General features: G+C 66.8%; 25 protein-coding genes. 19 read left to right on the top strand and 6 right to left on the bottom strand.

Annotation, left to right across the window (positions count from 1 at the left end):
* Positions 1–139: 139 nt before the first annotated feature.
* Complete coding sequence (locus tag ACZ5BH_RS02195) at positions 140–325, bottom strand: hypothetical protein (protein ID WP_464890288.1); 186 nt, start codon at positions 323–325, stop codon at positions 140–142.
* Between the two features lie 68 nt (positions 326–393).
* Between ACZ5BH_RS02195 and ACZ5BH_RS02190 the strand changes: the two genes are divergently transcribed.
* The 11 genes from ACZ5BH_RS02190 (at position 394) to hisC (ending at position 8,941) form a co-directional block, all read left to right on the top strand.
* Positions 394–1,047, top strand: coding sequence for a hypothetical protein (locus ACZ5BH_RS02190; protein ID WP_464890287.1), 654 nt, complete (start codon positions 394–396; stop codon positions 1,045–1,047).
* Between the two features lie 67 nt (positions 1,048–1,114).
* Positions 1,115–1,924 carry an ABC transporter ATP-binding protein gene (locus ACZ5BH_RS02185; protein ID WP_464890286.1) on the top strand — a complete coding sequence of 270 codons (810 nt, stop codon included), beginning with the start codon at positions 1,115–1,117 and terminating at the stop codon, positions 1,922–1,924.
* A complete protein-coding gene (mlaE, locus tag ACZ5BH_RS02180; RefSeq protein ID WP_464890285.1) occupies positions 1,924–2,703 on the top strand; it encodes a lipid asymmetry maintenance ABC transporter permease subunit MlaE in 780 nt (259 codons plus the stop codon). Before ACZ5BH_RS02185 ends, mlaE begins: the two co-directional genes overlap by 1 nt.
* Before the next feature lie 3 nt (positions 2,704–2,706).
* The gene (gene mlaD / locus ACZ5BH_RS02175) at positions 2,707–3,174 is read left to right on the top strand and encodes an outer membrane lipid asymmetry maintenance protein MlaD (protein WP_464890284.1); all 468 of its coding nucleotides are present in this window, start codon (positions 2,707–2,709) and stop codon (positions 3,172–3,174) included.
* Positions 3,171–3,800 carry an MlaC/ttg2D family ABC transporter substrate-binding protein gene (locus ACZ5BH_RS02170; RefSeq protein ID WP_464890283.1) on the top strand — a complete coding sequence of 210 codons (630 nt, stop codon included), beginning with the start codon at positions 3,171–3,173 and terminating at the stop codon, positions 3,798–3,800. Before mlaD ends, ACZ5BH_RS02170 begins: the two co-directional genes overlap by 4 nt.
* Positions 3,797–4,099 (top strand): STAS domain-containing protein, encoded by a 303-nt coding sequence (locus ACZ5BH_RS02165; protein WP_464890282.1) that lies wholly within the window; start codon positions 3,797–3,799, stop codon positions 4,097–4,099. Before ACZ5BH_RS02170 ends, ACZ5BH_RS02165 begins: the two co-directional genes overlap by 4 nt.
* 79 nt (positions 4,100–4,178) lie before the next feature.
* Positions 4,179–4,436, top strand: a complete 258-nt coding sequence (locus ACZ5BH_RS02160) for a BolA family protein (RefSeq protein WP_464890281.1) — start codon at positions 4,179–4,181, stop codon at positions 4,434–4,436.
* Positions 4,437–4,479: 43 nt separating this feature from the next.
* Positions 4,480–5,739 (top strand): UDP-N-acetylglucosamine 1-carboxyvinyltransferase, encoded by a 1,260-nt coding sequence (gene murA, locus ACZ5BH_RS02155; protein WP_464890280.1) that lies wholly within the window; start codon positions 4,480–4,482, stop codon positions 5,737–5,739.
* A gap of 50 nt (positions 5,740–5,789) precedes the next feature.
* Positions 5,790–6,437, top strand: coding sequence for an ATP phosphoribosyltransferase (gene hisG / locus ACZ5BH_RS02150; protein WP_464890279.1), 648 nt, complete (start codon positions 5,790–5,792; stop codon positions 6,435–6,437).
* Complete coding sequence (gene hisD, locus ACZ5BH_RS02145; protein ID WP_464890278.1) at positions 6,434–7,777, top strand: histidinol dehydrogenase; 1,344 nt, start codon at positions 6,434–6,436, stop codon at positions 7,775–7,777. The genes hisG and hisD overlap by 4 nt, the downstream gene beginning before the upstream one ends.
* A 48-nt stretch (positions 7,778–7,825) precedes the next feature.
* A complete protein-coding gene (gene hisC / locus ACZ5BH_RS02140; RefSeq protein ID WP_464890277.1) occupies positions 7,826–8,941 on the top strand; it encodes a histidinol-phosphate transaminase in 1,116 nt (371 codons plus the stop codon).
* A gap of 84 nt (positions 8,942–9,025) precedes the next feature.
* Here hisC and ACZ5BH_RS02135 read toward each other — a convergent pair whose 3' ends face one another.
* Positions 9,026–10,180, bottom strand: coding sequence for a S1C family serine protease (locus ACZ5BH_RS02135; RefSeq protein WP_464890276.1), 1,155 nt, complete (start codon positions 10,178–10,180; stop codon positions 9,026–9,028).
* Positions 10,181–10,236: 56 nt separating this feature from the next.
* On the opposite strand from ACZ5BH_RS02135, the gene ACZ5BH_RS02130 reads away from it, so the two are divergent.
* The 7 genes from ACZ5BH_RS02130 (at position 10,237) to ACZ5BH_RS02100 (ending at position 15,602) form a co-directional block, all read left to right on the top strand.
* Positions 10,237–10,992, top strand: coding sequence for a Nif3-like dinuclear metal center hexameric protein (locus ACZ5BH_RS02130; protein WP_464890275.1), 756 nt, complete (start codon positions 10,237–10,239; stop codon positions 10,990–10,992).
* A 201-nt stretch (positions 10,993–11,193) separates the two neighbouring features.
* A complete protein-coding gene (gene petA, locus ACZ5BH_RS02125; protein WP_464890274.1) occupies positions 11,194–11,790 on the top strand; it encodes a ubiquinol-cytochrome c reductase iron-sulfur subunit in 597 nt (198 codons plus the stop codon).
* Entirely contained in the window at positions 11,787–13,175 is a 1,389-nt protein-coding gene (locus ACZ5BH_RS02120) for a cytochrome b (RefSeq protein WP_464890273.1), read from the top strand. Before petA ends, ACZ5BH_RS02120 begins: the two co-directional genes overlap by 4 nt.
* Positions 13,175–13,915: a cytochrome c1 gene (locus ACZ5BH_RS02115; protein WP_464890272.1), complete on the top strand. Its 741-nt coding sequence runs from the start codon at positions 13,175–13,177 to the stop codon at positions 13,913–13,915. Before ACZ5BH_RS02120 ends, ACZ5BH_RS02115 begins: the two co-directional genes overlap by 1 nt.
* Before the next feature lie 105 nt (positions 13,916–14,020).
* Complete coding sequence (locus ACZ5BH_RS02110; RefSeq protein ID WP_464890271.1) at positions 14,021–14,647, top strand: glutathione S-transferase N-terminal domain-containing protein; 627 nt, start codon at positions 14,021–14,023, stop codon at positions 14,645–14,647.
* A gap of 36 nt (positions 14,648–14,683) precedes the next feature.
* Positions 14,684–15,064: a ClpXP protease specificity-enhancing factor gene (locus ACZ5BH_RS02105; RefSeq protein WP_464891182.1), complete on the top strand. Its 381-nt coding sequence runs from the start codon at positions 14,684–14,686 to the stop codon at positions 15,062–15,064.
* A 34-nt stretch (positions 15,065–15,098) separates the two neighbouring features.
* On the top strand, positions 15,099–15,602 hold the full coding sequence (locus tag ACZ5BH_RS02100; protein ID WP_464890270.1) for an O-acetyl-ADP-ribose deacetylase: 504 nt from the start codon (positions 15,099–15,101) through the stop codon (positions 15,600–15,602).
* Between the two features lie 210 nt (positions 15,603–15,812).
* On the opposite strand, the gene ACZ5BH_RS02095 is transcribed toward ACZ5BH_RS02100, so the two are convergent.
* Genes ACZ5BH_RS02095 through ACZ5BH_RS02080 form a run of 4 tightly spaced genes read right to left on the bottom strand, consistent with a single transcriptional unit; the run spans position 15,813 to position 20,042 of the window.
* Complete coding sequence (locus tag ACZ5BH_RS02095) at positions 15,813–17,225, bottom strand: FAD-binding oxidoreductase (protein ID WP_464891181.1); 1,413 nt, start codon at positions 17,223–17,225, stop codon at positions 15,813–15,815.
* Positions 17,222–17,806: a phosphoheptose isomerase gene (locus ACZ5BH_RS02090; RefSeq protein ID WP_464890269.1), complete on the bottom strand. Its 585-nt coding sequence runs from the start codon at positions 17,804–17,806 to the stop codon at positions 17,222–17,224. Before ACZ5BH_RS02090 ends, ACZ5BH_RS02095 begins: the two co-directional genes overlap by 4 nt.
* Before the next feature lie 9 nt (positions 17,807–17,815).
* Positions 17,816–18,187 carry a YraN family protein gene (locus tag ACZ5BH_RS02085; RefSeq protein WP_464890268.1) on the bottom strand — a complete coding sequence of 124 codons (372 nt, stop codon included), beginning with the start codon at positions 18,185–18,187 and terminating at the stop codon, positions 17,816–17,818.
* Positions 18,188–18,191: 4 nt separating this feature from the next.
* Positions 18,192–20,042 (bottom strand): penicillin-binding protein activator, encoded by a 1,851-nt coding sequence (locus ACZ5BH_RS02080; RefSeq protein ID WP_464890267.1) that lies wholly within the window; start codon positions 20,040–20,042, stop codon positions 18,192–18,194.
* Between the two features lie 84 nt (positions 20,043–20,126).
* Between ACZ5BH_RS02080 and rsmI the strand changes: the two genes are divergently transcribed.
* Positions 20,127–20,945, top strand: a complete 819-nt coding sequence (gene rsmI, locus ACZ5BH_RS02075) for a 16S rRNA (cytidine(1402)-2'-O)-methyltransferase (RefSeq protein ID WP_464890266.1) — start codon at positions 20,127–20,129, stop codon at positions 20,943–20,945.
* Positions 20,946–20,994 lie beyond the last annotated feature (49 nt).

The raw sequence follows: 20,994 nt of genomic DNA, 5'->3' as shown, positions 1-20,994 counted from the left end.
GCAGATTTTCTAAATCGAAGTTCCAAATACCAGACCATAGTGCATTGGGCGGTATTGGCGCATGATGATCTGCATAACTGGTCTGGGATTTGGAACTTCCATTTGGGCGGGCGACAATCCTTGGCATTGCAACCGTGGGTCAGCGGCCTTCCACCCGGGTGGCGCCACAGCGGCGGCAGCGGTAGCGGGTCACGAGCCTGCCCGTCTTCACGTCGAAGGGATTGCCCTTGACCACTTCCCAGCGGTGAAAGCCGCTCTTGCAGAGCGTCTTTCCCCGGTGCTTCTCGCCGGGGCGCGGCTTGCGAAAGGGGATCACGTCGCCCATGGTTCGGTCTCAGGTAACAGGGTCGGCTATTATTTCACAATCTTGAGTGGAAACAGGAACCGCGAGGCATGCCGGAAAAGGCCCGTGACTACGCCGTGCGCATCGGCGCGGCCGGCTGGGAACATCCCGCCTGGTCGGAAACATTCTATCCCGAGGATCTGCCGCCGGAATGGCGGCTGGCCTATTACGCCAATGCGTTTCCGGTGGTGCTGATGCCGGCGCGGCGGCTGGCCGCGGCCGGTGACGGGGAGATCGCCGACTGGCGGGAACTGGCGGACACGGGCTTTCGGGTGTTGCTGGAGGCGGCGCCGCACGAAATCGACAGCGGGCTGCTCGAGCGGGTGAAGGGCCTGGGCGACACCGCCGGCGGCTGGGTGCTGGGCGAAGGGGACGGCACGGGTCTCGAAGCCGCGCTGGCGGAGCTGGCCGGTGCCGGCCTGCCGGTGGCGCTTGAGAACGGCGCGCCGGCGGCCAGCCGCGCGGAGGAAGCGTCCCCCGGGCGCGTCTGGCGGGGCGAAGGTCCCTCCACGGGGCTGGAGCGGGGCCGGCTTGCGGTCATCCGGGTCCCTGCCGGGGAGGCCACGCCCCGCCGCCTGCGCGACTGGCTGGAGGCCGGCCTGGCCGTGCAGGACGGGCGCCGCGAGGTGATCCTGATCCTGGAGGGGACGCCGCCGTCGGTCGAGACCCTGGAGCAGGCCCAGCTCCTGCTGGAGTTGCTGTGAGCGCGGATTGTCAACCCGGGGCGTCTGGGGGACAATGCCGCCACCTTGCGCAGGGAACCGCCGAGAGATGAGCGACATTCTGGTACGTATCCGTGATCTGCACTTCGCCCGTGGTTCGCGGCCGATTTTCGACGGCGTGGACATCGACATCCGTCGGGGCACGGTCACGGCCATCATGGGGCCGAGCGGCACCGGCAAGACCACCCTGCTGCGGCTGATCGGCGGCCAGTTGCGTCCCGATCGCGGCACCATCGAGGTGGACGGCCAGCCCGTGCACCGTCTGCGGGGCAAGGCTCTCTACACCCTGCGCAAGCGCCTGGGCATGCTGTTCCAGAACGGCGCCCTGCTCACCGACATGGACGTGTACGACAACATCGCCTTTCCCCTGCGCGAACATACCGATCTGCCCGAATCGCTGATCCGCACCCTGGTGCTGATGAAGCTCGAGGCGGTGGGGCTGCGCGGCGCCCGGCATCTGATGCCCAGCGAACTGTCGGGCGGGATGGCGCGGCGGGTGGCTCTGGCGCGGGCCATCGCCCTGGATCCCATGATGGTGATGTACGACGAACCCTTCACCGGCCAGGATCCCATCTCCATGGGCGTGCTGGTGCGCCTGATCCGCACCCTCAACGACGCCCTCGGCCTGACCAGCGTGGTGGTCTCCCACGACATCGAGGAGACCCGCGCCATCGCCGACTACATCTACCTGCTCTCGGAAGGCAAGGTGGTAGCCCAGGGCACGTCCGACGAACTGGAGCAGTCGGATTCGGCCTGGGCCCGGCAGTTCCTGCACGGCGAGCCGGACGGGCCGGTGCCGTTCCACTATCCGGCCCCGGCGTATGCCGAGGATTTGCTTGCCGGGGAGGAGGCCGCCTGATGGGGGAAGCCTTGCGCCGGCTGGGCCTCGTGGGGCTGGGCTTCTTCCAGCGTCTGGGGCGGGGGCATCTGCTGCTGCTGGCCATCCTGGGGGGGGTGCCGCCGCTGTTCCTGCGCTTTTCCCTGGTGGTGCGCCAGTTGTTCTCGGTAGGCGTTCTCTCCCTGCTGATCATCCTCGTTTCGGGGCTGTTCGTGGGCATGGTGCTCGGCCTGCAGGGCTACAATACCCTGGTGGATTTCGGCGCCGCCGAATCCCTGGGCGTGGTGGTGGCCCTGTCGCTGGTGCGGGAGCTGGGGCCGGTGGTCACCGCCCTGCTGTTCGCCGGCCGGGCCGGCTCGGCCCTGACCGCCGAGATCGGCCTGATGAAGGCCACCGAACAGCTTTCGGCCATGGAGATGATGGCCGTGGATCCGGTGCGGCGCGTCCTGGCGCCCCGTTTTCTGGCCGGCTTTCTGGCCATGCCCCTGCTGGCGGCCATCTTCAGCGCGGTGGGGGTGATTGGCGGCTGGTTCGTCGGCGTCGGGCTGCTGGGGGTGGACGACGGCGCCTACTGGTCGCAGATGCAGGCCAAGGTGGATCTGTACGACGACGTCTGGAACGGCGTGATCAAGAGCATCGTGTTCGGCGCCGTGGTCACCTGGATTGCCATTTTCGAAGGCTATGACGCGGTGCCCACCTCGGAAGGGGTGAGCCGCGCCACCACCCGCACCGTGGTGCACTCGGCCCTGGCGGTGCTGGGGCTGGATTTCGTACTGACTGCGCTCATGTTCGGAGACTGATTCATGACATCACGCATGCTGGAAATCTGGGTCGGGATCTTCGTGGCCGCCGGGCTGGCGGCCCTGTTCATGCTGGCCATGAAGGTCAGCAACCTGGCCGCCTACCAAACCGGTCCAAGCTACGAGGTGACGGCCCGCTTCGAGGATGTCAGCGGCCTGAAGGTGCGCTCGCCGGTGACCATGGCCGGGGTGCGCATCGGCCGGGTCAAGCGCATCGAGTTCGACGACGAGGCCCTGCAGGCGGTGGTGACCCTGGAGATCGACCAGCGCCACGACCGGCTGCCGCGGGACACCTCGGCCAGCATCTACACCGCCGGCCTGCTGGGCGAGAAGTACGTGGGGCTGGAAGCCGGCGGCGAGGAGGAGAGCCTGAAAAACGGCGACCAGATCCGCCTGACCCAGGATTCCATGGTGCTGGAGAAGCTGATCGCCCAGTTCATCGCCAAGTTCCTCGAGGACAAGGGCCAGTGACCCTTCGCCACGCGCTGCCGCTGCTGCTGTTGCTGTTGTTCTGGTGGGCACCACCGCCGGTTGGCGCCGCCACGGCGGATCCCCAGCAACTGGTCGAGACGGTCACCGAATCGGTGCTGGCCCGGCTGCGTGCCCAACGGGCGGAACTGGAAAGGGAGCCGGAGAAGATCTTCGCCCTCATCGAGCGGGACGTTCTGCCCCATTTCGATTTCGTGCGCATCTCGGCCTGGGTGCTGGGCAAGTACTGGCGCACGGCCAGCCGGGAACAGAAACTGCGTTTCGTGCGCGCCTTTCGCACCATCCTGGTCCGCACCTACGGCGTGGCCCTGCTCGAATACACCGATGAGAAGATCCGCTACCTGCCCCTGCGCGGCGATCCGGCCTCGGGCGACGTGACGGTGCGGACCGAGGTCATCCATCCCGGCCGCGCGCCCACCGCGATCAACTACCGCCTGCACCGGCGCAAGGGCCAGTGGAAGGTCTACGACGTGACCGTCGACGGCGTGAGCCTGGTGGCCAACTACCGCACCAGCTTCACCGCCGAGATCCGCGCCAGGGGGCTCGATGCCCTGATCGCCCGGCTCGAGGCGAAGGCGGCGCAAACGGCCGGAGGAACCACGGAGTGAGCGACGTGGTCGTCGAGCAGGCCGCGGCCGACCGTTACCACGTGCGGGGCGAGCTGACCCTGGAGACGGTGCCGACGCTGTGCCGTCGGCCGCTGTTCGGCGAATGGGCCCGCGGCAGCACCGTGACGGTGGATCTCTCCGGGGTCACGCGCAGCGACAGTGTCGGCCTGGCCCTGCTGATCGAATGGCTGCGCCTGGCCCGGCAGCGCGACGTGACCCTGAAGCTGGCCGGCTTGCCGGAACAGATGCGGGAAATCGCCCGGATCAGCGATCTGCTGCCGATTCTGCCCCTGGCCTGATCCGGCTTCGCACGACAAACCCGGGCCGGCAGGCTACAATAGCGCCCGAATTGCCCACATCCAGCGGAAGACATCGCCCATGAATCCCGAAGACGTCAAACAGCGGATCGCCGCCGGCCTGCCCGATTGCGAGATCACCGTCACCGGTGACGGCAGCCACTTCGAGGTGGTCGCCGTGGGCGAGGTGTTCGCCGGCCTCACGCCCGTGAAGAAGCAGCAACTGGTGTACGGCACGGTCAACGATCTCATCACCAGCGGCGAACTGCATGCCCTGACCATCAAGGCCTACACGTCGGCGGAATGGGAACAGGCGCGCAAGCTGCAGATCTCCTCCTGAAAGCGGATCCGTCCGCAGGCCGCCACGAGGACCCCCCACCTCCATGGACAAGCTCCTGATCACCGGCGGGACGCCCCTGCAGGGGGAGATCCGCATCTCCGGCGCCAAGAATGCCGCGCTGCCGATCATCGTCGCCACCCTGCTGGCCGACGAGCCGGTGACCATCGGCAACATCCCCCATCTGAACGACATCACCACCACCATGGAGCTGCTCGGGCGCATGGGGGTGTCGCTCACCATCAACGAGCGCATGAGCATCGAGGTGGATCCCACCACCATCGAGCACATGGTGGCCCCCTACGAGCTGGTCAAGACCATGCGCGCCTCGATCCTGGTGCTCGGTCCCCTGCTGGCGCGACACGGCCGGGCCGAGGTCTCCCTGCCGGGCGGCTGCGCCATCGGCTCGCGGCCGGTCAACCTGCACATTCACGGTCTGCAGGCCATGGGCGCCGAGATCAGCGTGGAGAACGGGTACATCAAGGCCCGCGCGGATCGGCTGCGCGGGGCCAAGATCGTGCTCGACGTGGTCACCGTCACCGGCACCGAGAACCTGATGATGGCCGCCACCCTGGCCGAAGGCACCACCGTGATCGAGAATGCCGCCAAGGAACCGGAAGTGACCGACCTGGCCAATTTCCTGATCGCCATGGGCGCCCGGATCGAGGGCGCCGGCACCGACACGCTGGTGATCGAAGGCGTGGAACGCCTGCACGGCTGCCAGTACGCCGTGCTGCCCGACCGCATCGAGACCGGCACCTACCTGGTGGCCGCGGCGGTCACCGGCGGTCGGGTGCGGCTCAAGGATACCGATCCGGGCCTGCTCGATGCGGTGCTGATCAAGCTCGAGGAGGCCGGCGCGGTGATCGACAGCGGGCCCGACTGGATTTCCCTGGACATGCAGGGCCGGCGGCCGAAGGCGGTGGACGTCTCCACCGCCCCCTATCCGGCCTTTCCCACCGACATGCAGGCCCAGTTCACGGTGCTCGACGCGATTGCCGACGGCCAGGGGGTGATCACAGAAACCGTGTTCGAGAACCGTTTCATGCACGTGCTGGAACTGCAGCGCATGGGCGCCGACATCACCCTCAAGGGCAACACCGCCTTCTGCAAGGGCGTGCCCACCCTCACCGGCGCGCCGGTGATGGCCACCGATCTGCGCGCCTCGGCCAGCCTGGTGCTGGCCGGGCTGGTGGCAAAGGGGCAGACGGTGGTGGAACGGATCTATCATATCGATCGCGGCTACGAGTGTATCGAGGAGAAGCTGCAGCAGCTCGGGGCGCAGATCCGCCGAGTGCCCAGTTAGGGAAAAGGGACAAGAGACAAGAGAAAAGAGATCATGAGCGGTTTGCCATCATGCAGGACACACTGACCATCGCCCTCTCCAAGGGCCGCATCTTCAAGGAGACGCTGCCGCTGCTGCGGCATGCCGGCATCGAGCCGCTCGACGATCCGGAAAGCAGCCGCAAGCTGATCCTCGATACCAACCGTGACGACGTGAAGCTGGTGATCATCCGCGCCACCGACGTGCCCACCTACGTGCAGCACGGCGCGGCCGACATCGGCGTAGCCGGCAAGGACGTGCTCATGGAGCACGGCGGCGAGGGCCTCTACGAACCGCTGGATCTGCACATCGCCCGCTGCCGGATGATGGTGGCCGGGCCGGTGGACGCGCCGCCGGTCGAAGGCCGCCTGCGCATCGCCACCAAGTACGTCAACTGCGCCCGGCGCCATTTCGCCGCCCGGGGCGAACAGGTGGAGATCATCAAGCTCTACGGCTCCATGGAGCTGGCGCCGCTGGTCGGGCTGGCCGATCGCATCGTGGACCTGGTGGACACGGGCAACACCCTGCGCGCCAACGGTCTGGCGCCCCTGGAGCACATGGCCGACATCAGTTCCCGTCTGATCGTCAACAAGGCCTCGATGAAGATGAAACACGATCAGGTTCGGGCCTTCATCGAACGCATTGCCGAGGCGGTGGCCGCCCGGGAGGAGGCCGCATGAAGCTCCAGCGACTGGCCACCACGGAGGCCGACTTCTGGACCCGCCTCGATGCCCTGCTGGCCTGGGAGAGCGTCTCCGACGAGCAGGTGATGCAGACCGTGCGCGGGATCCTCGACGACGTGCGCACCCGCGGCGATGCGGCGGTGATCGAATACACCAACCGCTTCGATCGCCTCGATGCCGCTTCGATGGCCGATCTCACCCTTGCCGAGAATCAGCTCGAGGCGGCCCTGGCCGCCATTCCGGCCGAACAGCGCCAGGCCCTGGAGGCGGCCGCCGCCCGGCTCGAGGCCTACCACCGGCACCAGAAGATGGAATCCTGGGAGTACACCGAGCCCGACGGCACGGTGCTCGGCCAGCAGGTCACGCCGCTGGATCGGGCCGGGCTTTACGTGCCCGGCGGCAAGGCCACCTATCCCTCCTCGGTGCTGATGAATGCCATCCCGGCCAAGGTGGCCGGGGTGGCGGAGATCGTCATGGTGGTGCCCACCCCCGATGGCGAGCTGAACGAAATGGTGCTGGCCGCGGCGCGCATTGCCGGCGTCACCCGGGTGCACACCATCGGCGGCGCCCAGGCCATCGCGGCCCTGGCCTACGGCACCGAAACGATTCCCCAGGTGGACAAGATCACCGGCCCCGGCAACATCTACGTGGCCACCGCCAAGGCGCTGGTGTTCGGCCAGGTGGGGATCGACATGATCGCCGGGCCTTCCGAGATTCTGGTGATCTGCGACGGCCAGACCGATCCCGACTGGGTGGCCATGGATCTCTTCTCCCAGGCCGAGCACGACGAGGACGCCCAGGCCATCCTGGTCTCGCCCGATGCCGGCTTCCTCGATGCGGTCCAGGCCAGCATCGAGAAACTGCTGCCGGAGATGGAACGCCGGGCCATCATCGAGACTTCGCTGGGCAGCCGCGGTGCCCTCATCGAAGTGCGGGACCTGGACGAGGCGGTCGCCGTGGCCAATCACATCGCGCCGGAGCACCTGGAACTGTCGGTGGCCGATCCCCGGGCCCTGGCCGCGCGGATCCGCCATGCCGGCGCCATCTTCATGGGGCGCTACACGGCCGAGGCCATCGGCGACTACTGTGCCGGCCCCAACCACGTGCTGCCCACCTCGCGCACCGCCCGTTTCAGTTCGCCGCTGGGGGTCTACGACTTCCAGAAACGCTCCAGCCTGATCATGTGCTCGCCCGAGGGGGCGTCAACGCTGGGCAAGATTGCATCAGTCCTGGCCCGCGGCGAGAGCCTCACCGCCCACGCCCGCTCGGCCGAATACCGCATAAAAAGGGACGAGGGACGAGGGACGAGTGGCGAGGAAGAACGTCAGAACCCCTGAGATGCCGAGTTTCTCAATGTTCGGCAACCGGCCAACAGGACGCTTCAGATGACTGACAAGACCTCGTCCCTCGTCCCTCGTCCCTCGTCCCTGCGCGAGCGCGTCGCGCACTGGGTCCGCCCGGAAATCCGTGCGCTGAGCGCCTATCACGTGCCCGATGCCGAAGGGCTGGTCAAGCTCGATGCCATGGAAAACCCCTATGGCTGGCCCGAGGAACTGGTGGAGGAATGGCGGCTGCGCCTGCGGCGGGTGTCGCTCAACCGCTATCCCGATCCGGCCGCCCGCCATCTCCTGCCGGTGCTGCGCGAGGCCATGGGCGTGCCGGCGGGGGCGGCGCTGCTGCTTGGCAACGGCTCCGACGAGCTGATCCAGATCCTGATGCTGGCAATGGCGGGGGAGGGGCGCTGCGTGCTGACGGTGGAGCCCGGTTTCGTCATGTACCGGATGATCGCCACCTTCACCGGCCTCGACTACGTGGGCGTGCCCCTGCGGGACGATTTCGCGCTCGACACCGAAGCCACGCTGGCGGCCATCGACCGGCACCAGCCGGCGCTGGTGTTCCTGGCCTGTCCCAACAACCCCACCGGCAACGTCTTCGACCGCGAAGCGGTGGCCGCCATCATCGAACGGGCGCCCGGCCTGGTGATCCTCGATGAGGCCTATCACGCCTTCACCGATCACACCTGGATGCCGGATCTGCCGCACCACGACAACCTGCTGGTGATGCGCACCGTCTCCAAGATGGGGCTGGCCGGCCTGCGCCTGGGCCTGCTGGCAGGCGCCCCGGACTGGATCGCCGAACTGGACAAGATCCGCCTGCCCTACAACATCAACGTCCTCACCCAGGAGACCGCCCGCCTGGCTCTGGAACGGCGCGAGATCCTCGCCGCCCAGACCCGCCGGATCCGCGAGGATCGCCACATCCTGTTCAACGGCCTGCAGCAGTTTCCGGAACTGACCGTCTATCCCTCCGAGGCCAACTTCATCCTCTTCCGGGTCCCCGCCGGCCGCGCCGACGCCATCTTCGACGGCCTCAAGGCCCAGGGGATCCTGATCAAGAACCTCTCCCATGCCGGCGAGGCCCTGCGCGACTGCCTGCGGGTCACGGTGGGCACCGAAGAAGAGAACGAACGCTTCCTTGACGCCTTGCAGAAGATCCTTTGATGGCGTAGCGAGGGACTGGATTTGTCCTGCGCCCTGCCAGGCACGTTTCGTAATCTGCTCGTCCCTCGCCTGAGCGTGCCGGCGCTAACGCGCCGGCGAGGGCCTTTCGGCCACCGTGGCGATGAGCCGGAAAGGCCGGCCGTTGCGGATCCCCTCGATGGCGATGGCGGTGCCCGGCGGATTGTCGCTGATCAGGTTGAGGGCCGTGCGCACGTTGTCCACGTCCTTGCCGTCGATGCGCAGGATCACGTCGCCGGGCTGCAGCCCGGCGCGGGCGGCCGGGCCGTCGGCCTGGATGGCGGAGATGATCACGCCCCGGGTGCTGTCCAGATCGAAGGAGCGGGCTAGGGCCGGGGTGAGGTTCTGGATGGCCACCCCCAGCCAGCCCCGCACCACGTGGCCCTTTTCGATGATCTGGGCCAGCACCTTGCGCGCCAGATCCACGGGAATGGCGAAGCCGATTCCTTCCGAGCCGCCGCTCTGGGAGAAGATGGCGGTATTGATGCCCACCAGGTTGCCGTCGGTGGTGATCAGCGCGCCGCCCGAGTTGCCGGGGTTGATGGCCGCGTCGGTCTGGATGAAGTTCTCGAAGGTGTTGATGCCCAGCATGTCCCGCCCCGTGGCGCTGACGATGCCCGAGGTGACCGTCTGGCCCACGCCGAAGGGATTGCCGATGGCCAGCACCACGTCCCCCACCCGCAGGCTGCGCGAGTGACCGAGCACCATGGCCTGCAGATCGGGCAGCGCGATGCGCAGCACGGCCAGATCCGTCTCCGGATCGGTGCCCACCACCTGGGCCGTGGTGGTACGGCCATCCTGCAGGGCCACCTCGATGGCATCGGCGTCGGCGATCACGTGATGGTTGGTCAGGATGTAGCCGTTGCGGCTGATGATGACGCCCGACCCGAGACTGGTTTCCAGACGCGGAACGGCCCCGCCGTTGCCCGGCAGACGGGGGAACAGGGGCGCGGCGTCTTTCGGCCCCGGCCTGGCGGCGACGATCTTGCGGGTGAAGATGTTGACCACCGCCGGCGCCGCCTTGGCCACCGCCTCGGCATAGGAGGTCACGCCGGGGAGCCGTGGCGGGGTCGAGACCGGCGCCTCGATCACTTCCACCACCTGCGGCGAGTGGACGAATTCCGGCCGGAACTGGGGAAACAGATAGAGCACCACCAGCGCCGCCGCCAGGCCGATGGTGGCGAACTGGAAGACGAAGACGATCAGTTTGGGAAGTCGCATGGCGCCGGTTCGGGTACAATCGCGGTTCGGTTTCAGCCCCGCATCATACCCGATCCATGATTGAGCTCGCCGATTTGCAGGCCTACTGCCACGATCTGCTGGAAGTGGATCGCTTCGAGGACTACTGTCCCAACGGCCTTCAGGTGGCCGGGCGCAGCCCGGTGCGGCGGCTCGTCACCGGGGTGACCGCCTGTCAGGCCCTCATCGATGCCGCGGTGGAACGGCAGGCCGACGCCATCCTGGTCCACCACGGCTGGTTCTGGCGCGGCGAGGATCCCTGCATCGTCGGCCTCAAGCACCGCCGCCTGGCCACCCTCCTGCGCCACGACATCGCCCTGCTGGCCTACCATCTGCCCCTGGATGCCCACCCGGTGCACGGCAACAACGTGCAACTGGCCCGCCGCCTGGATCTGAGCGTGGAGGGCCGCTTTGGCCGGGAACGGCCGCAACTGGGCCTGCACGGCCGCCTGGCGAGGGCCGAAAGCGGCGCCGACTTCGCCCGGCGCATCGAGCAGGCCCTGGGCCGGGCGCCCCTGCACGTGGCCGGCAGCGACCGGCCGGTGCAGACGGTGGCCTGGTGCAGCGGGGCTGCCCAGGGCCACATCGAACAGGCCGTGCAACTGGGTGTCGATGCCTTTCTTACCGGCGAGGTCTCCGAGCAGACCGTGCACGTGGCCCGCGAGAGCGGCATCCACTTCTTCGCCGCCGGTCATCACGCCACCGAACGGGACGGGGTGCGGGCCCTGGGCGAGCACCTCGCCGCGGAATTTGCCCTGGAAGCGATTTTCGTCGACGTGCCGAACCCGGCATAAGTGCCGGGAAAACAAGGTAAAAACCACACCAAGGTTGATAATGCGGCACGCATGGCGCAAACTATGCGCGCTCGAAATTCCTGTTTAACAAATAATTAATTACTGATGATGTGGAGTTGATCCATGTCATCCAGCTTGGCGGACAGGAATGATAAGGTCCGCGCGACCGCAAGAACCATCCGAAAATCGGGAGAATCGTGAATGAGTACAGATGGCGTTGATACCAGCCGACGCCGGTTTCTGACGGCCGCCACCACCGTGGTGGGTGCCGTGGGAGCCGTGGGCGCGGCCGTTCCCTTTGTCGCCTCCATGTGGCCCAGTGCCCGTGCCCAGGCGGCCGGTGCCCCGGTCGAGGCGGACATCAGCAAACTGGAGCCGGGTGCGATGATGACGGTGGAATGGCGGGGCAAGCCCGTCTGGATCGTCCACCGCACCCAGCAGAATCTCGACGATCTGCCCAAGAACGATCCGTTCCTGCGCGACCCCAAGTCCGAGGTCGAGTCGCAGCAGCCGCCCTACTGCAAGAACGAATATCGCGCCATCAAGCCCGAATACGCCGTCATCGTGGGGATCTGTACCCACCTGGGCTGCTCGCCCACCTATCGGCCGGAAATCGCCCCCGCGGATCTGGGCGAGAACTGGCGCGGCGGCTTCTTCTGTCCCTGCCACGGTTCCCGCTTCGACCTGGCCGGCCGGGTCTTCCAGGGCGTGCCCGCCCCCATCAACCTGCTGGTGCCGCCGCACATGTATCTCAGCGACACCCGCATCCTGATTGGTAAAGATGAAGGAGCCGCATGATGAGCAAGTCGCAGGATTTCATGGCGTGGATTGATGCCCGCTTCCCGCTCACCAAGATGTGGGAAGAGCATCTGTCCAAGTACTACGCCCCCAAGAACTTCAATTTCTGGTACTTCTTCGGCTCCCTGGCCCTGCTGGTGCTGGTCATCCAGATCGTCACCGGCATCTTCCTGACCATGAACTACAAGCCGGACGCCAACCTCGCCTTTGCGTCCGTCGAGTACATCATGCGCGACGTGTATGGCGGCTGGATCATCCGCTACATGCACTCCACCGGGGCCTCGGCCTTCTTCATCGTGGTCTATCTGCACATGTTCCGCGGCCTGATGTACGGCTCCTACAAGCAGCCGCGGGAACTGGTGTGGATCTTCGGCATGCTGATCTACCTGGCCCTGATGGCCGAAGCCTTCATGGGCTACCTGCTGCCCTGGGGCCAGATGTCCTACTGGGGCGCCCAGGTGATCGTCAACCTGTTCGGGGCCATCCCGGTGATCGGCGAGGATCTGTCCATCTGGATCCGCGGTGACTACGTCATCTCCGACGCCACCCTCAACCGCTTCTTCGCCTTCCACGTGATCGCCGTGCCGCTGGTGCTGCTGGGGCTGGTGGTGGCCCACATCATCGCCCTGCACGAAGTGGGTTCCAACAACCCCGATGGCGTGGAAATCAAGAAGAACAAGGGCCCGGACGGCATCCCCCTGGACGGCATCCCGTTCCATCCCTACTACTCGGTCAAGGACATCGTCGGCGTGGTGGTGTTCCTGATGTTCTTCGCCTCGGTGATGTTCTTCTACCCGGAGATGGGCGGCTACTTCCTCGAGCACGCCAACTTCGTGCCGGCCGATCCGCTGAAGACGCCCGAGCACATCGCCCCCGTGTGGTACTTCACCCCCTTCTATACCATGCTGCGGGCGGTGCCCGATCCCTTCCTCGGCGTGATCGCCATGGGCGCCGGCGTGGTGATTCTGTTCTTCCTGCCCTGGCTGGACAAGAATCCCATCAAGTCCTGGCGCTACCGCAGTGCCCTGCACAAGATCAACCTGCTGTTCTTCGCCGCCGTGTTCGTCTACCTGGGCTATCTGGGGGTCAACCCGCCCGAACCGGTCCTGGCCGAGATGGGGCTGCGCTTCTCCGAAGTGTACTTCCTGTTCTTCTATGTCATCTGGTTCCACAGCCAGCGGCGCACGACCGGTTTCGCCATCGGTTCGCTGGTGGTGCTGATCGGCCTGTACAGCATCTACGATGCCGTCCGCCTGAACGATGCGAATCAGACGCTGGTGCTGACCAGCTGGCTGATTCCCAGCATCTACCTCGCCTTCATGCTGCTGGGCACGTTTACCAATCTGAATCAGGAAAAGCCGGTTCCTGAAAGGGTGACAAGCTAATGAAAAAACTCATCACTGCATTCCTGTTTAGCCTCGCTCCGGTCCTGGCCCTGGCCAGTGGCGGCGGTGTGCACCTGGACAAGGCGGACATCGATCTGCACGACAAGGACTCCCTGCGCCACGGCGCACGGCTGTTCGTCAACTACTGCCTGAGCTGCCACTCGGCCGCCTACATGCGCTACAACCGCATGGGGCAGGACCTGGGGCTGACCGACGCCCAGGTGAAGGAAAACCTCATGTTCGCCGCCGAGAAGGTGGGCGAAACCATGACCATCGCCATGCCGGCCAGGGAAGCCAAGGCCTGGTTCGGGACCAAGGTGCCGGATCTGACCGTGGTAGCCCGCGCCCGCGGTGCCGACTGGCTGTATTCCTATCTGCGGGGCTTCTACCTCGACGGCAGCCGTCCCTGGGGCGTGAACAATACCGTGTTCAAGGACGTGGGCATGCCCCACGTGCTCTGGGAGCTGGAGGGCCTGAAGAAGCCGATCATCGAGATGCGCAAGAACCACGAAGGCAAGGACGAGCCGCACATCGTCGGCTTCGAGCAGGTTTCGCCGGGCAAGCTCTCCAAGGCCGAATACGACAAGGCCGTGCGGGATCTGGTCAACTTCATGGTCTACATGGGCGAGCCGGCCAAGCTCAAGCGCTACACCATCGGCGTCTGGGTGCTGCTGTATCTGGCGCTGCTCTTCGTGGTGGCCTATGCCCTGAAGAAGGAATACTGGAAGGACATCCACTAGGCCATCCAGGAGCCGCAGGTTCGCCTGCATGACACGAATCACGGGGGGATGGCCTGGTGCCTCCCCCCGTTTGTTTCCTGACTGAAGAAGGGGTGGAGCAAGCACATGGTGCAACTGGCTAACCGACGTTCGGTCATGACGCTGTTTTCCGGGGACACCTGTCCCTACTGCCACATGGTGCGGATCGCGCTGGCCGAGAAGGGAATCAGCTATGACATCCAGCGGGTCGATCTGCAGGCGCCGTCGGAGGAGTTGAAGGAACTCAATCCCTATGGCGAGGTGCCGACCCTGGTGGACCGGGATCTGGTGCTCTACCAGTCCCAGGTGATCATGGAATACCTCGACGAGCGCTTTCCCCATCCGCCGCTGATGCCGGTGGATCCGGTCTCACGCGCCCAGCACCGCCTGATGCTGTATCGCATCGAACGGGACTGGTACGGTTTGGCCCGGCGGCTGCGGGACAAGACCAAGGCCTCGGACGCCGTGCGCAAGGAACTGCGCGAGAGCCTGGTCAGCGTGTCACCCATTTTCGAGCAGAAGCCCTATTTTCTGAGCGACGAGTTTTCGCTGCTCGACTGCGCCATTACGCCGCTGCTGTGGCGGCTGCCGTATCTGGGCATCGAGCTGCCGGCCACGGCCAAGCCGCTGCTTCAGTATGCCGAGCGCATGTTCGATCGGGAATCCTTCAGGGAAAGCCTGACCGAAGGCGAACGGGAACTGAAGGACGAGTAGGCCGTTCCGCCGCTTCGCTTGCCCGCCATGAATGCCATGACCTCCAGCCAGCCCTACCTGCTGCGCGCGCTCTACGACTGGATCGTGGACAACGATCTCACGCCCTACCTGCTGGTCAACGCCGAGCATCCCCAGGCCCAGGTGCCTCGCCAGTACGTGGAGAACGGCAAGATCGTCCTGAACATCAGCCCCGGCGCGGTCAGCGGCCTGCAACTGGGCAACGACGACGTGACGTTCAAGGCCCGTTTCGCCGGCCAGGCCATGGAGATCCGCTTTCCGGTCGGCGCCGTCCTGGCCATCTATGCCAAGGAAAACGGGCAGGGCATGGTCTTCAACGAACCGGAAAACGAGGAGCCGCCGCCGTCGGGCCCCGAACCGGAAAAGCCCGGCAAGCCGAGTCTGAAACTGGTCAAGTAGCCTGGCGGCCGACGGATCACGGAAGGATGTTGGCATGATCGAACTCGTTCAGGGCGACATCACCACCCTCGACGTGGATGCCATCGTCAACGCGGCCAATCCCTCCCTGCTCGGGGGCGGCGGCGTGGACGGGGCCATTCACCGCGCCGCCGGTCCCCGATTGCGTGAATACAACAAGACGCTGGGTGGCTGCCCGCCCGGCGAGGCGCGCCTCTCGCCGGGCTTCGATCTCCCGGCCCGCCACGTGATCAGCACCGTCGGCCCCGTCTGGCACGGAGGCGATCAGGGCGAGGCGCAAGTGCTGGAGAACGCCTACCGCAACAGCCTCGAACTGGCCCTGGCCAACGGCATCCGCAGCATCGCCTTTCCGGCCATCAGCACCGGCGTCTACGGTTACCCGAAGGAACAGGCCGCCCGCATCGCCCTGCGGGTGATGAAGGAATACGAAGCGAAATTCGACCGCATCATCGCCGTGCTGCACAGCCCGGAGGATTACGAATGCTATCGGCGGGTGCTGGCGGAAATGGACAGCGGGTGATTTTCAACGCAAGGGCGCAAAGGGCGTTCCTGTAGGAGCGGCGCAAGCCGCGATGAACAGTGCCGAGGACCGAGTGGCGAGGGACGAGGTTGTCGAAGCCGGACATCCAATGTTTTTCCTTGGCCCTCGTCCCTCGCTACTCGTCCCTGCATGGTCGCGGCTGGCGCCGCTCCTACATTGAAATCCCTTCGCGCCTTTGCGTTGAAACAACTACACCCCCGGCAGCGTCTTCCCCGGATTCAGGATCCCGTTGGGATCGAACTCCCGCTTGATCCGCCGCATCAGATCCAGTGTGACCGGATCGATCTCCCGCGCCACGAAGGGCCGTTTCACCAGGCCGATGCCGTGTTCGCCGGAGAGGGTGCCGCGCAGGGTGAGCACCAGGTCGAATACGGCGTCCAGGCAGCGGTCGGCGCGTTCGCTCTGGCCGGGTTCGTCCGGGTCGAACAGCAGGTTGACGTGGATGTTGCCATTGCCGGCATGGCCGAAGTTGACGATGGTGATGCCGTGTTCCCGGGACAGCCGTTCGAGGCCGCGGATCAGATCGGGGATGCGGGAGACGGGCACCACCACGTCTTCGTTGATCTTCTTCGGCGCCACCCGCCGCAGGGCCGGGGAGAGGGCCTTTCGGGTGGCCCACAGGGCGGCCACTTCGGCCTCGTCGGCGGCCGCGTGCAGGCGCAGCAGGCCGGCGTTGGCGGCGGCCCGGCGAACCGATTCGACGGCGGCCTCCAGACTGGCGGCCGGACCGTCCACTTCGATCATCAGCAGGGCGCCGGCGTCGCGGGGCAGATCCGTTTCGGCATGGGCGCGGATCATCTCGATGGCCCGGTGGTCGATGAACTCCAGGGCGCAGGGGATCACCGGCTGGGCCATGATGGCCGCGACTGCCTCGCTGGCCGATTCGATGTCGCGGTAGACGGCCTGCAGGGTGCGTTTGGCCTCCGGCCGGGGGGTGAGCTTCAGGGTCGCCTCGGTGATGATGGCCAGGGTGCCTTCCGAGCCGATGAGCAGGCGGGTGAGATCGTAGCCCACCACGCCCTTGCTGGTGAAAACGCCGGTGCGCAGGCTTTCGCCGGCGCCGGTGACGGCCAGCAGGCCCAGCACGTTGTCCCGCGGCGTGCCGTATTTCACCGCCCGCGGCCCCGCCGAGTTGTAGGCCAGGTTGCCGCCCACCGTGGCGAAGGCGGCGCTGGTCGGATCCGGTGGCCAGAAGAAGCCGACGGCCCCGGCCGCTTCCTGCACGGCGGCGTTGAGCACGCCCGGCTGGGCGACGAGATAGCGATCGGCGGGGCGCACCTCGACGATTCGGTTCATCCGTTCGGTGCTGAGTACGAGGCCGCCCTGATCCGGCACGGTGGCGCCGGTGGTACCGGTGCCGCGACCGCGTGGCGTGAGTGGCACGCGGTGTTCGTTGCACAGGCGAACGATGGCCAGCACCTCGTCGTGATCTTCGGGAAAGGCCACCGCGCCGGGGGGAGCCTGGCGGCGGCTGTTGTCGTAGCCGTAGCTCCAGCAGTCCGCCGGATCGGTCAGGAGCCGGTCCGCCGGCAGGTGCTGGCGCAGGGCCTCGAGGAAGGCGGACGGCAGGTTGGGAGAGGCGTGGTCGGTCAAGGATTTCAGTCGAACAGGGTGGCGTCGATCTGGTGGCACAGGCAGTGGATGGCGAGCAGGTGCACCTCCTGGATGCGCGCGGTGGAGTCGGCCGGCACGCGGATCTCCACGTCCCGTTCCCGCAGGCGGGGGGCGATGTCGCCGCCTTCGCGGCCGGTGAGGGCAACCACCGCCATGTCCCGTTCGTGGGCGGCATCGATGGCCTGCACCACGTTGCCCGAATTGCCCGAGGTGGAGATGGCCAGCAGCACGTCGCCGGGCTGGCCGAGGGCGCGCACCTGCTTGGCGAAGATCTGATCGAAATGGTAGTCGTTGGAGATGGCGGTCAGGGCCGAGGTGTCGGTGGTCAGGGCCACGGCGGCCAGGCCCGGGCGTTCCCGCTCGAAGCGGCACACCAGTTCGGCGGAGAAGTGCTGGGCGTCGGCGGCCGAGCCGCCGTTGCCGCAACTGAGGATCTTGTGTCCCGAACGCAGGGCTTCGCTCATGAGCGTCACGGCCCGGGCGAGGGGCTCGGCGAGCACGTCGCGGGCCGCCTGCTTGGTGGCCACGCTGGCGTCGAACAGTTCGCGGATGCGATCGGTGGTGGTCATGCGAGATCCTTATCCGGTCGGGGCGTCGAAAGCGTTGCGGATCCAGTCGATGCGGGGTTCGTCGGCGCCCGGCGCCACCGCGATCACGTCGAACCGGGCTGGCCGGCTGGCGAGACTGGGATGCGTTTGCAGATAGTATAGGGCCGATTTGACGAGCTTGTCCTGCTTGCGCCGGTCCACGCTCTCCAGCCCGCTGCCGTAGTGCGCGTGGCGCCGGTAGCGCACTTCCACGAACACCAGGGTGTTCCCGTCCTCGCAGATCAGATCCAGCTCGCCAAGGCGGGTGCGGTAGTTGCGTTCGCGGATCGCCAGGCCCTGCTGCTGCAGGTAACGGGCGGCCAGCGTTTCGGCCGCATCGCCGATGGCCCGGGTGCGTCCCATCGCCTCACAGGGATTCGTCGAGGGGCATCGGCCGGCCGCTGCGGAAACGCACCCAGATGAGCTGGCGATGGATGCGCTGGCGTTCGTCCAGGCTCAGGCTGCCGGTCTCGCCGTCGAAGCGTTGCCAGGGATACTGCTTGAGCGTGGTCAGGGCGCCGATGATCCGGTAACTGTCGATGCCCAGGGCATACAGCCGTTGCAGGCGGTTGCCGGCCTTGCTGATGTAGGGCTCCACCTCGGGCCGCAGGCCGCGGTGACGGGTGCCGGTGCCCAGCACCCAGGGCATGTCGCCGAAGCGCAGGCCGTCCATGTCCCGATCCCGCTCGGGATTGAGGTTGCCGGTGAACACGTGCGAGGTGGCATACACCGGCACGTCGGTGGCGTGATAGAACTTCAGTTGCGGCCTAATCTGCCGGGCCTGGCGCGGATAGGCGGCCAGGAAGATGAAATCGATGTCCTGGCGCCGGCGCGGGGTGTACTTGAGGGTCTGGTTGAGCAGGTGGCTCAGGGCCCGGTAGCGGCGCTGGCTTTCGTCGATGTTGAGCAGGCGGCGGATCGGCCCCGAATAGTCGTTGCGCGCGGCGTTGTAGGTCTGCTGTTCCACCACCACGCCGCCCACCTCGGTCCAGCGGGTCTCGAAGGCGCGCGCCACCCGCTCGCCCCACGGGCCGGCGGGGACCAGGACCGCGGCATTCACGTAGCCGTCCAGCCAGGTGCGCTCGGCCACCTGGCGCGCTTCCTCCTCCGGCGAGAGGCCGAACTGGAACAGTCGGGGCGGGATTTCCGTCTCGTCCGGAATGTAATTGAGGGCCAGGGTGGGCACGCTCAGCTCGCCGTAGGTGGCCAGGCGCTGGATGCGGCGCTTGTCCAGGGGGCCGATGACGAAGCCGGCGCCCTCGGCCACGGCCCGGCGATAGAGATCGAGGATGTCCGGGCTGCTCTCCGTGTCGTAGATCCGGATGACCTGCTCGGGCCGGGCGCGGCGGGTGTAGTAGGCGGCCAGAATGCCGTCCCGCACGGCTTCGCCGGCCCGCGCGAAGCGGCCGCTGAGCGGCAGCAGCAGGGCGATGCGCTCGGGGATCACGATGTCCTCGGCCTTGCGGCTGAGCAGATCCTCGAGCAGGGCAGGGCGGGCCGGATGGCCGGGGTAGCGCTGCTTCCATTCCAGTACCGCCTGGTGCAGGCGGGTGGGCTGGAGCTGGAAGGCCTTGCTGATCTGCACCAGTTCCATCCAGCCGCTGAGCACGTCCGGCGGCGGTTCGGTGCGCAACTGCTGCAGGGCCCGCGCCGACATCATCGACAGGGCCTGCCAGATGTCCTGCTGGTTGGCGGCAATCAGTTCCGGGTCGCGCAGCCAGGCTTCGCGCCGCACCAGTTCGCGGGCCGTTTCCAGGCGATTGCCCAGCATGGTGTAGGCGTCGGCCCGCAGGTCGTGATAGTCGGCCAGCCAGAAGGGATCCAGGTTGGCGGGCGGGGGCGTCTCCAGCAGGCGCAGCACCTCCTCGGGGCGGCGTTCGCCGAGGGCGATGGTGGCCCGGCTCAGGCGCAGGAGGAAACCCTGGGCCGGATCGGCTCCGTTCAGGCGCAGGCCCTTGAGGATCGTCCGCGCCTGATGCAGGTTGCCGGCGCGGGCATAGGCCTCGGCGGTGCGCAGCATGATGCGCCGGGCGGCATCGCCCTCGGCGAGATGGCCCAGCCGCCACAGCCCCACGGCCGCTTCGGGATAGCGACCGGCCGCCAGGGCGGTTTCCAGGGCCTGGAGATCGGCGGTCTGTGCCTGCCGGCCGGTGGGCCCGGCGCAGGCGGCGAGCAGCAGGGCCAGAATGAGCGGGAGGAGGGCGAAACGTGGCATCATGCGGGCTGGACTCGAGACAAGGGGCCGGCCGAAACCGGCCGCGGAGATTATAGCGTGATCCGGGAAAACGGTGTTCTCCATGTTGTGGCAACGCCCATCGGAAATCTGGGCGATCTGTCACAGCGCGCGATCGACGTCCTGCGCGAAGTGCAGGTGATCGCCGCCGAGGATACCCGTCACACCGCGCGCTTGTTGCATGCCCACGGCATCGATACGCCCTGCGTCGCCGTGCACGAACACAACGAGCGTGAGGTCGTGCCGAAACTGATCGAACGCCTGCGGCAGGGCGAGTCCATCGCGCTGGTTTCCGACGCCGGTACCCCCCTGGTCAGCGACCCCGGCTATCACCTGGTGCGGGCGGCCATCGCCGCCGGGATCCGCGTGGTGCCCGTGCCCGGCCCCAGCGCCCTCGTCGCCGCGCTGTCGGCTTCCGGCCTGCCCACCGACCGGTTCTGTTTCGAAGGCTTTCTGCCGGCGAAGGCGGCGGCCCGGCGCAAGCGCCTGGAAGGCCTGCGCTCGGCCACCGCCACGCTCGTCTTCTACGAATCCCCCCACCGGATCCTCGACACCCTCGAGGATCTGCAGGCCGTGTTCGGCCCCGAGCGGCCCATGGTGCTGGCCCGGGAGCTGACCAAGACCTTCGAAACCTTCCTGCGCGGCAGCGTGGCCGAGGTGCGCGCGCAGGTGCAGGCAGATCCCGATCAGCGCCGGGGAGAGATGGTGCTGCTCATCCAGGGCGCCGAGGCCGAGGCCCGGAACGCCGCCACGCTCGACGAAGACCGGCTCCTGGCCATCCTGCTGGAGGAACTGCCGGTCAGGCAGGCCGCGGCGCTGGCCGCCCGCCTCAGCGGTGGCAAGAAGAACCGCCTCTACCAGCGGGCGCTGGAACTGCAGCGAAAGTAGTCATGCGGGGCCACATCCCCGTGGCGGCCTCGAGGTTCTGGTACAATTC

This window comes from Thioprofundum lithotrophicum (assembly GCF_055387065.1).
The sequence above is the reverse complement of the archived record's forward strand: the minus strand, read 5'-3'. Positions and strand labels throughout refer to the sequence as shown.

Bases quoted from the DNA above. Each gene is read 5' to 3' on its own strand.
- ACZ5BH_RS02195 (WP_464890288.1), bottom strand. From the start codon at position 325: ATGGGCGACGTGATCCCCTTTCGCAAGCCGCGCCCCGGCGAGAAGCAC.
- ACZ5BH_RS02190 (WP_464890287.1), top strand. From the start codon at position 394: ATGCCGGAAAAGGCCCGTGACTACGCCGTGCGCATCGGCGCGGCCGGC.
- ACZ5BH_RS02185 (WP_464890286.1), top strand. From the start codon at position 1,115: ATGAGCGACATTCTGGTACGTATCCGTGATCTGCACTTCGCCCGTGGT.
- mlaE (WP_464890285.1), top strand. From the start codon at position 1,924: ATGGGGGAAGCCTTGCGCCGGCTGGGCCTCGTGGGGCTGGGCTTCTTC.
- mlaD (WP_464890284.1), top strand. From the start codon at position 2,707: ATGACATCACGCATGCTGGAAATCTGGGTCGGGATCTTCGTGGCCGCC.
- ACZ5BH_RS02160 (WP_464890281.1), top strand. From the start codon at position 4,179: ATGAATCCCGAAGACGTCAAACAGCGGATCGCCGCCGGCCTGCCCGAT.
- murA (WP_464890280.1), top strand. From the start codon at position 4,480: ATGGACAAGCTCCTGATCACCGGCGGGACGCCCCTGCAGGGGGAGATC.
- hisG (WP_464890279.1), top strand. From the start codon at position 5,790: ATGCAGGACACACTGACCATCGCCCTCTCCAAGGGCCGCATCTTCAAG.
- hisD (WP_464890278.1), top strand. From the start codon at position 6,434: ATGAAGCTCCAGCGACTGGCCACCACGGAGGCCGACTTCTGGACCCGC.
- hisC (WP_464890277.1), top strand. From the start codon at position 7,826: ATGACTGACAAGACCTCGTCCCTCGTCCCTCGTCCCTCGTCCCTGCGC.
- ACZ5BH_RS02135 (WP_464890276.1), bottom strand. From the start codon at position 10,180: ATGCGACTTCCCAAACTGATCGTCTTCGTCTTCCAGTTCGCCACCATC.
- ACZ5BH_RS02130 (WP_464890275.1), top strand. From the start codon at position 10,237: ATGATTGAGCTCGCCGATTTGCAGGCCTACTGCCACGATCTGCTGGAA.
- petA (WP_464890274.1), top strand. From the start codon at position 11,194: ATGAGTACAGATGGCGTTGATACCAGCCGACGCCGGTTTCTGACGGCC.
- ACZ5BH_RS02120 (WP_464890273.1), top strand. From the start codon at position 11,787: ATGATGAGCAAGTCGCAGGATTTCATGGCGTGGATTGATGCCCGCTTC.
- ACZ5BH_RS02115 (WP_464890272.1), top strand. From the start codon at position 13,175: ATGAAAAAACTCATCACTGCATTCCTGTTTAGCCTCGCTCCGGTCCTG.
- ACZ5BH_RS02110 (WP_464890271.1), top strand. From the start codon at position 14,021: ATGGTGCAACTGGCTAACCGACGTTCGGTCATGACGCTGTTTTCCGGG.
- ACZ5BH_RS02105 (WP_464891182.1), top strand. From the start codon at position 14,684: ATGACCTCCAGCCAGCCCTACCTGCTGCGCGCGCTCTACGACTGGATC.
- ACZ5BH_RS02100 (WP_464890270.1), top strand. From the start codon at position 15,099: ATGATCGAACTCGTTCAGGGCGACATCACCACCCTCGACGTGGATGCC.
- ACZ5BH_RS02090 (WP_464890269.1), bottom strand. From the start codon at position 17,806: ATGACCACCACCGATCGCATCCGCGAACTGTTCGACGCCAGCGTGGCC.
- ACZ5BH_RS02085 (WP_464890268.1), bottom strand. From the start codon at position 18,187: ATGGGACGCACCCGGGCCATCGGCGATGCGGCCGAAACGCTGGCCGCC.
- ACZ5BH_RS02080 (WP_464890267.1), bottom strand. From the start codon at position 20,042: ATGATGCCACGTTTCGCCCTCCTCCCGCTCATTCTGGCCCTGCTGCTC.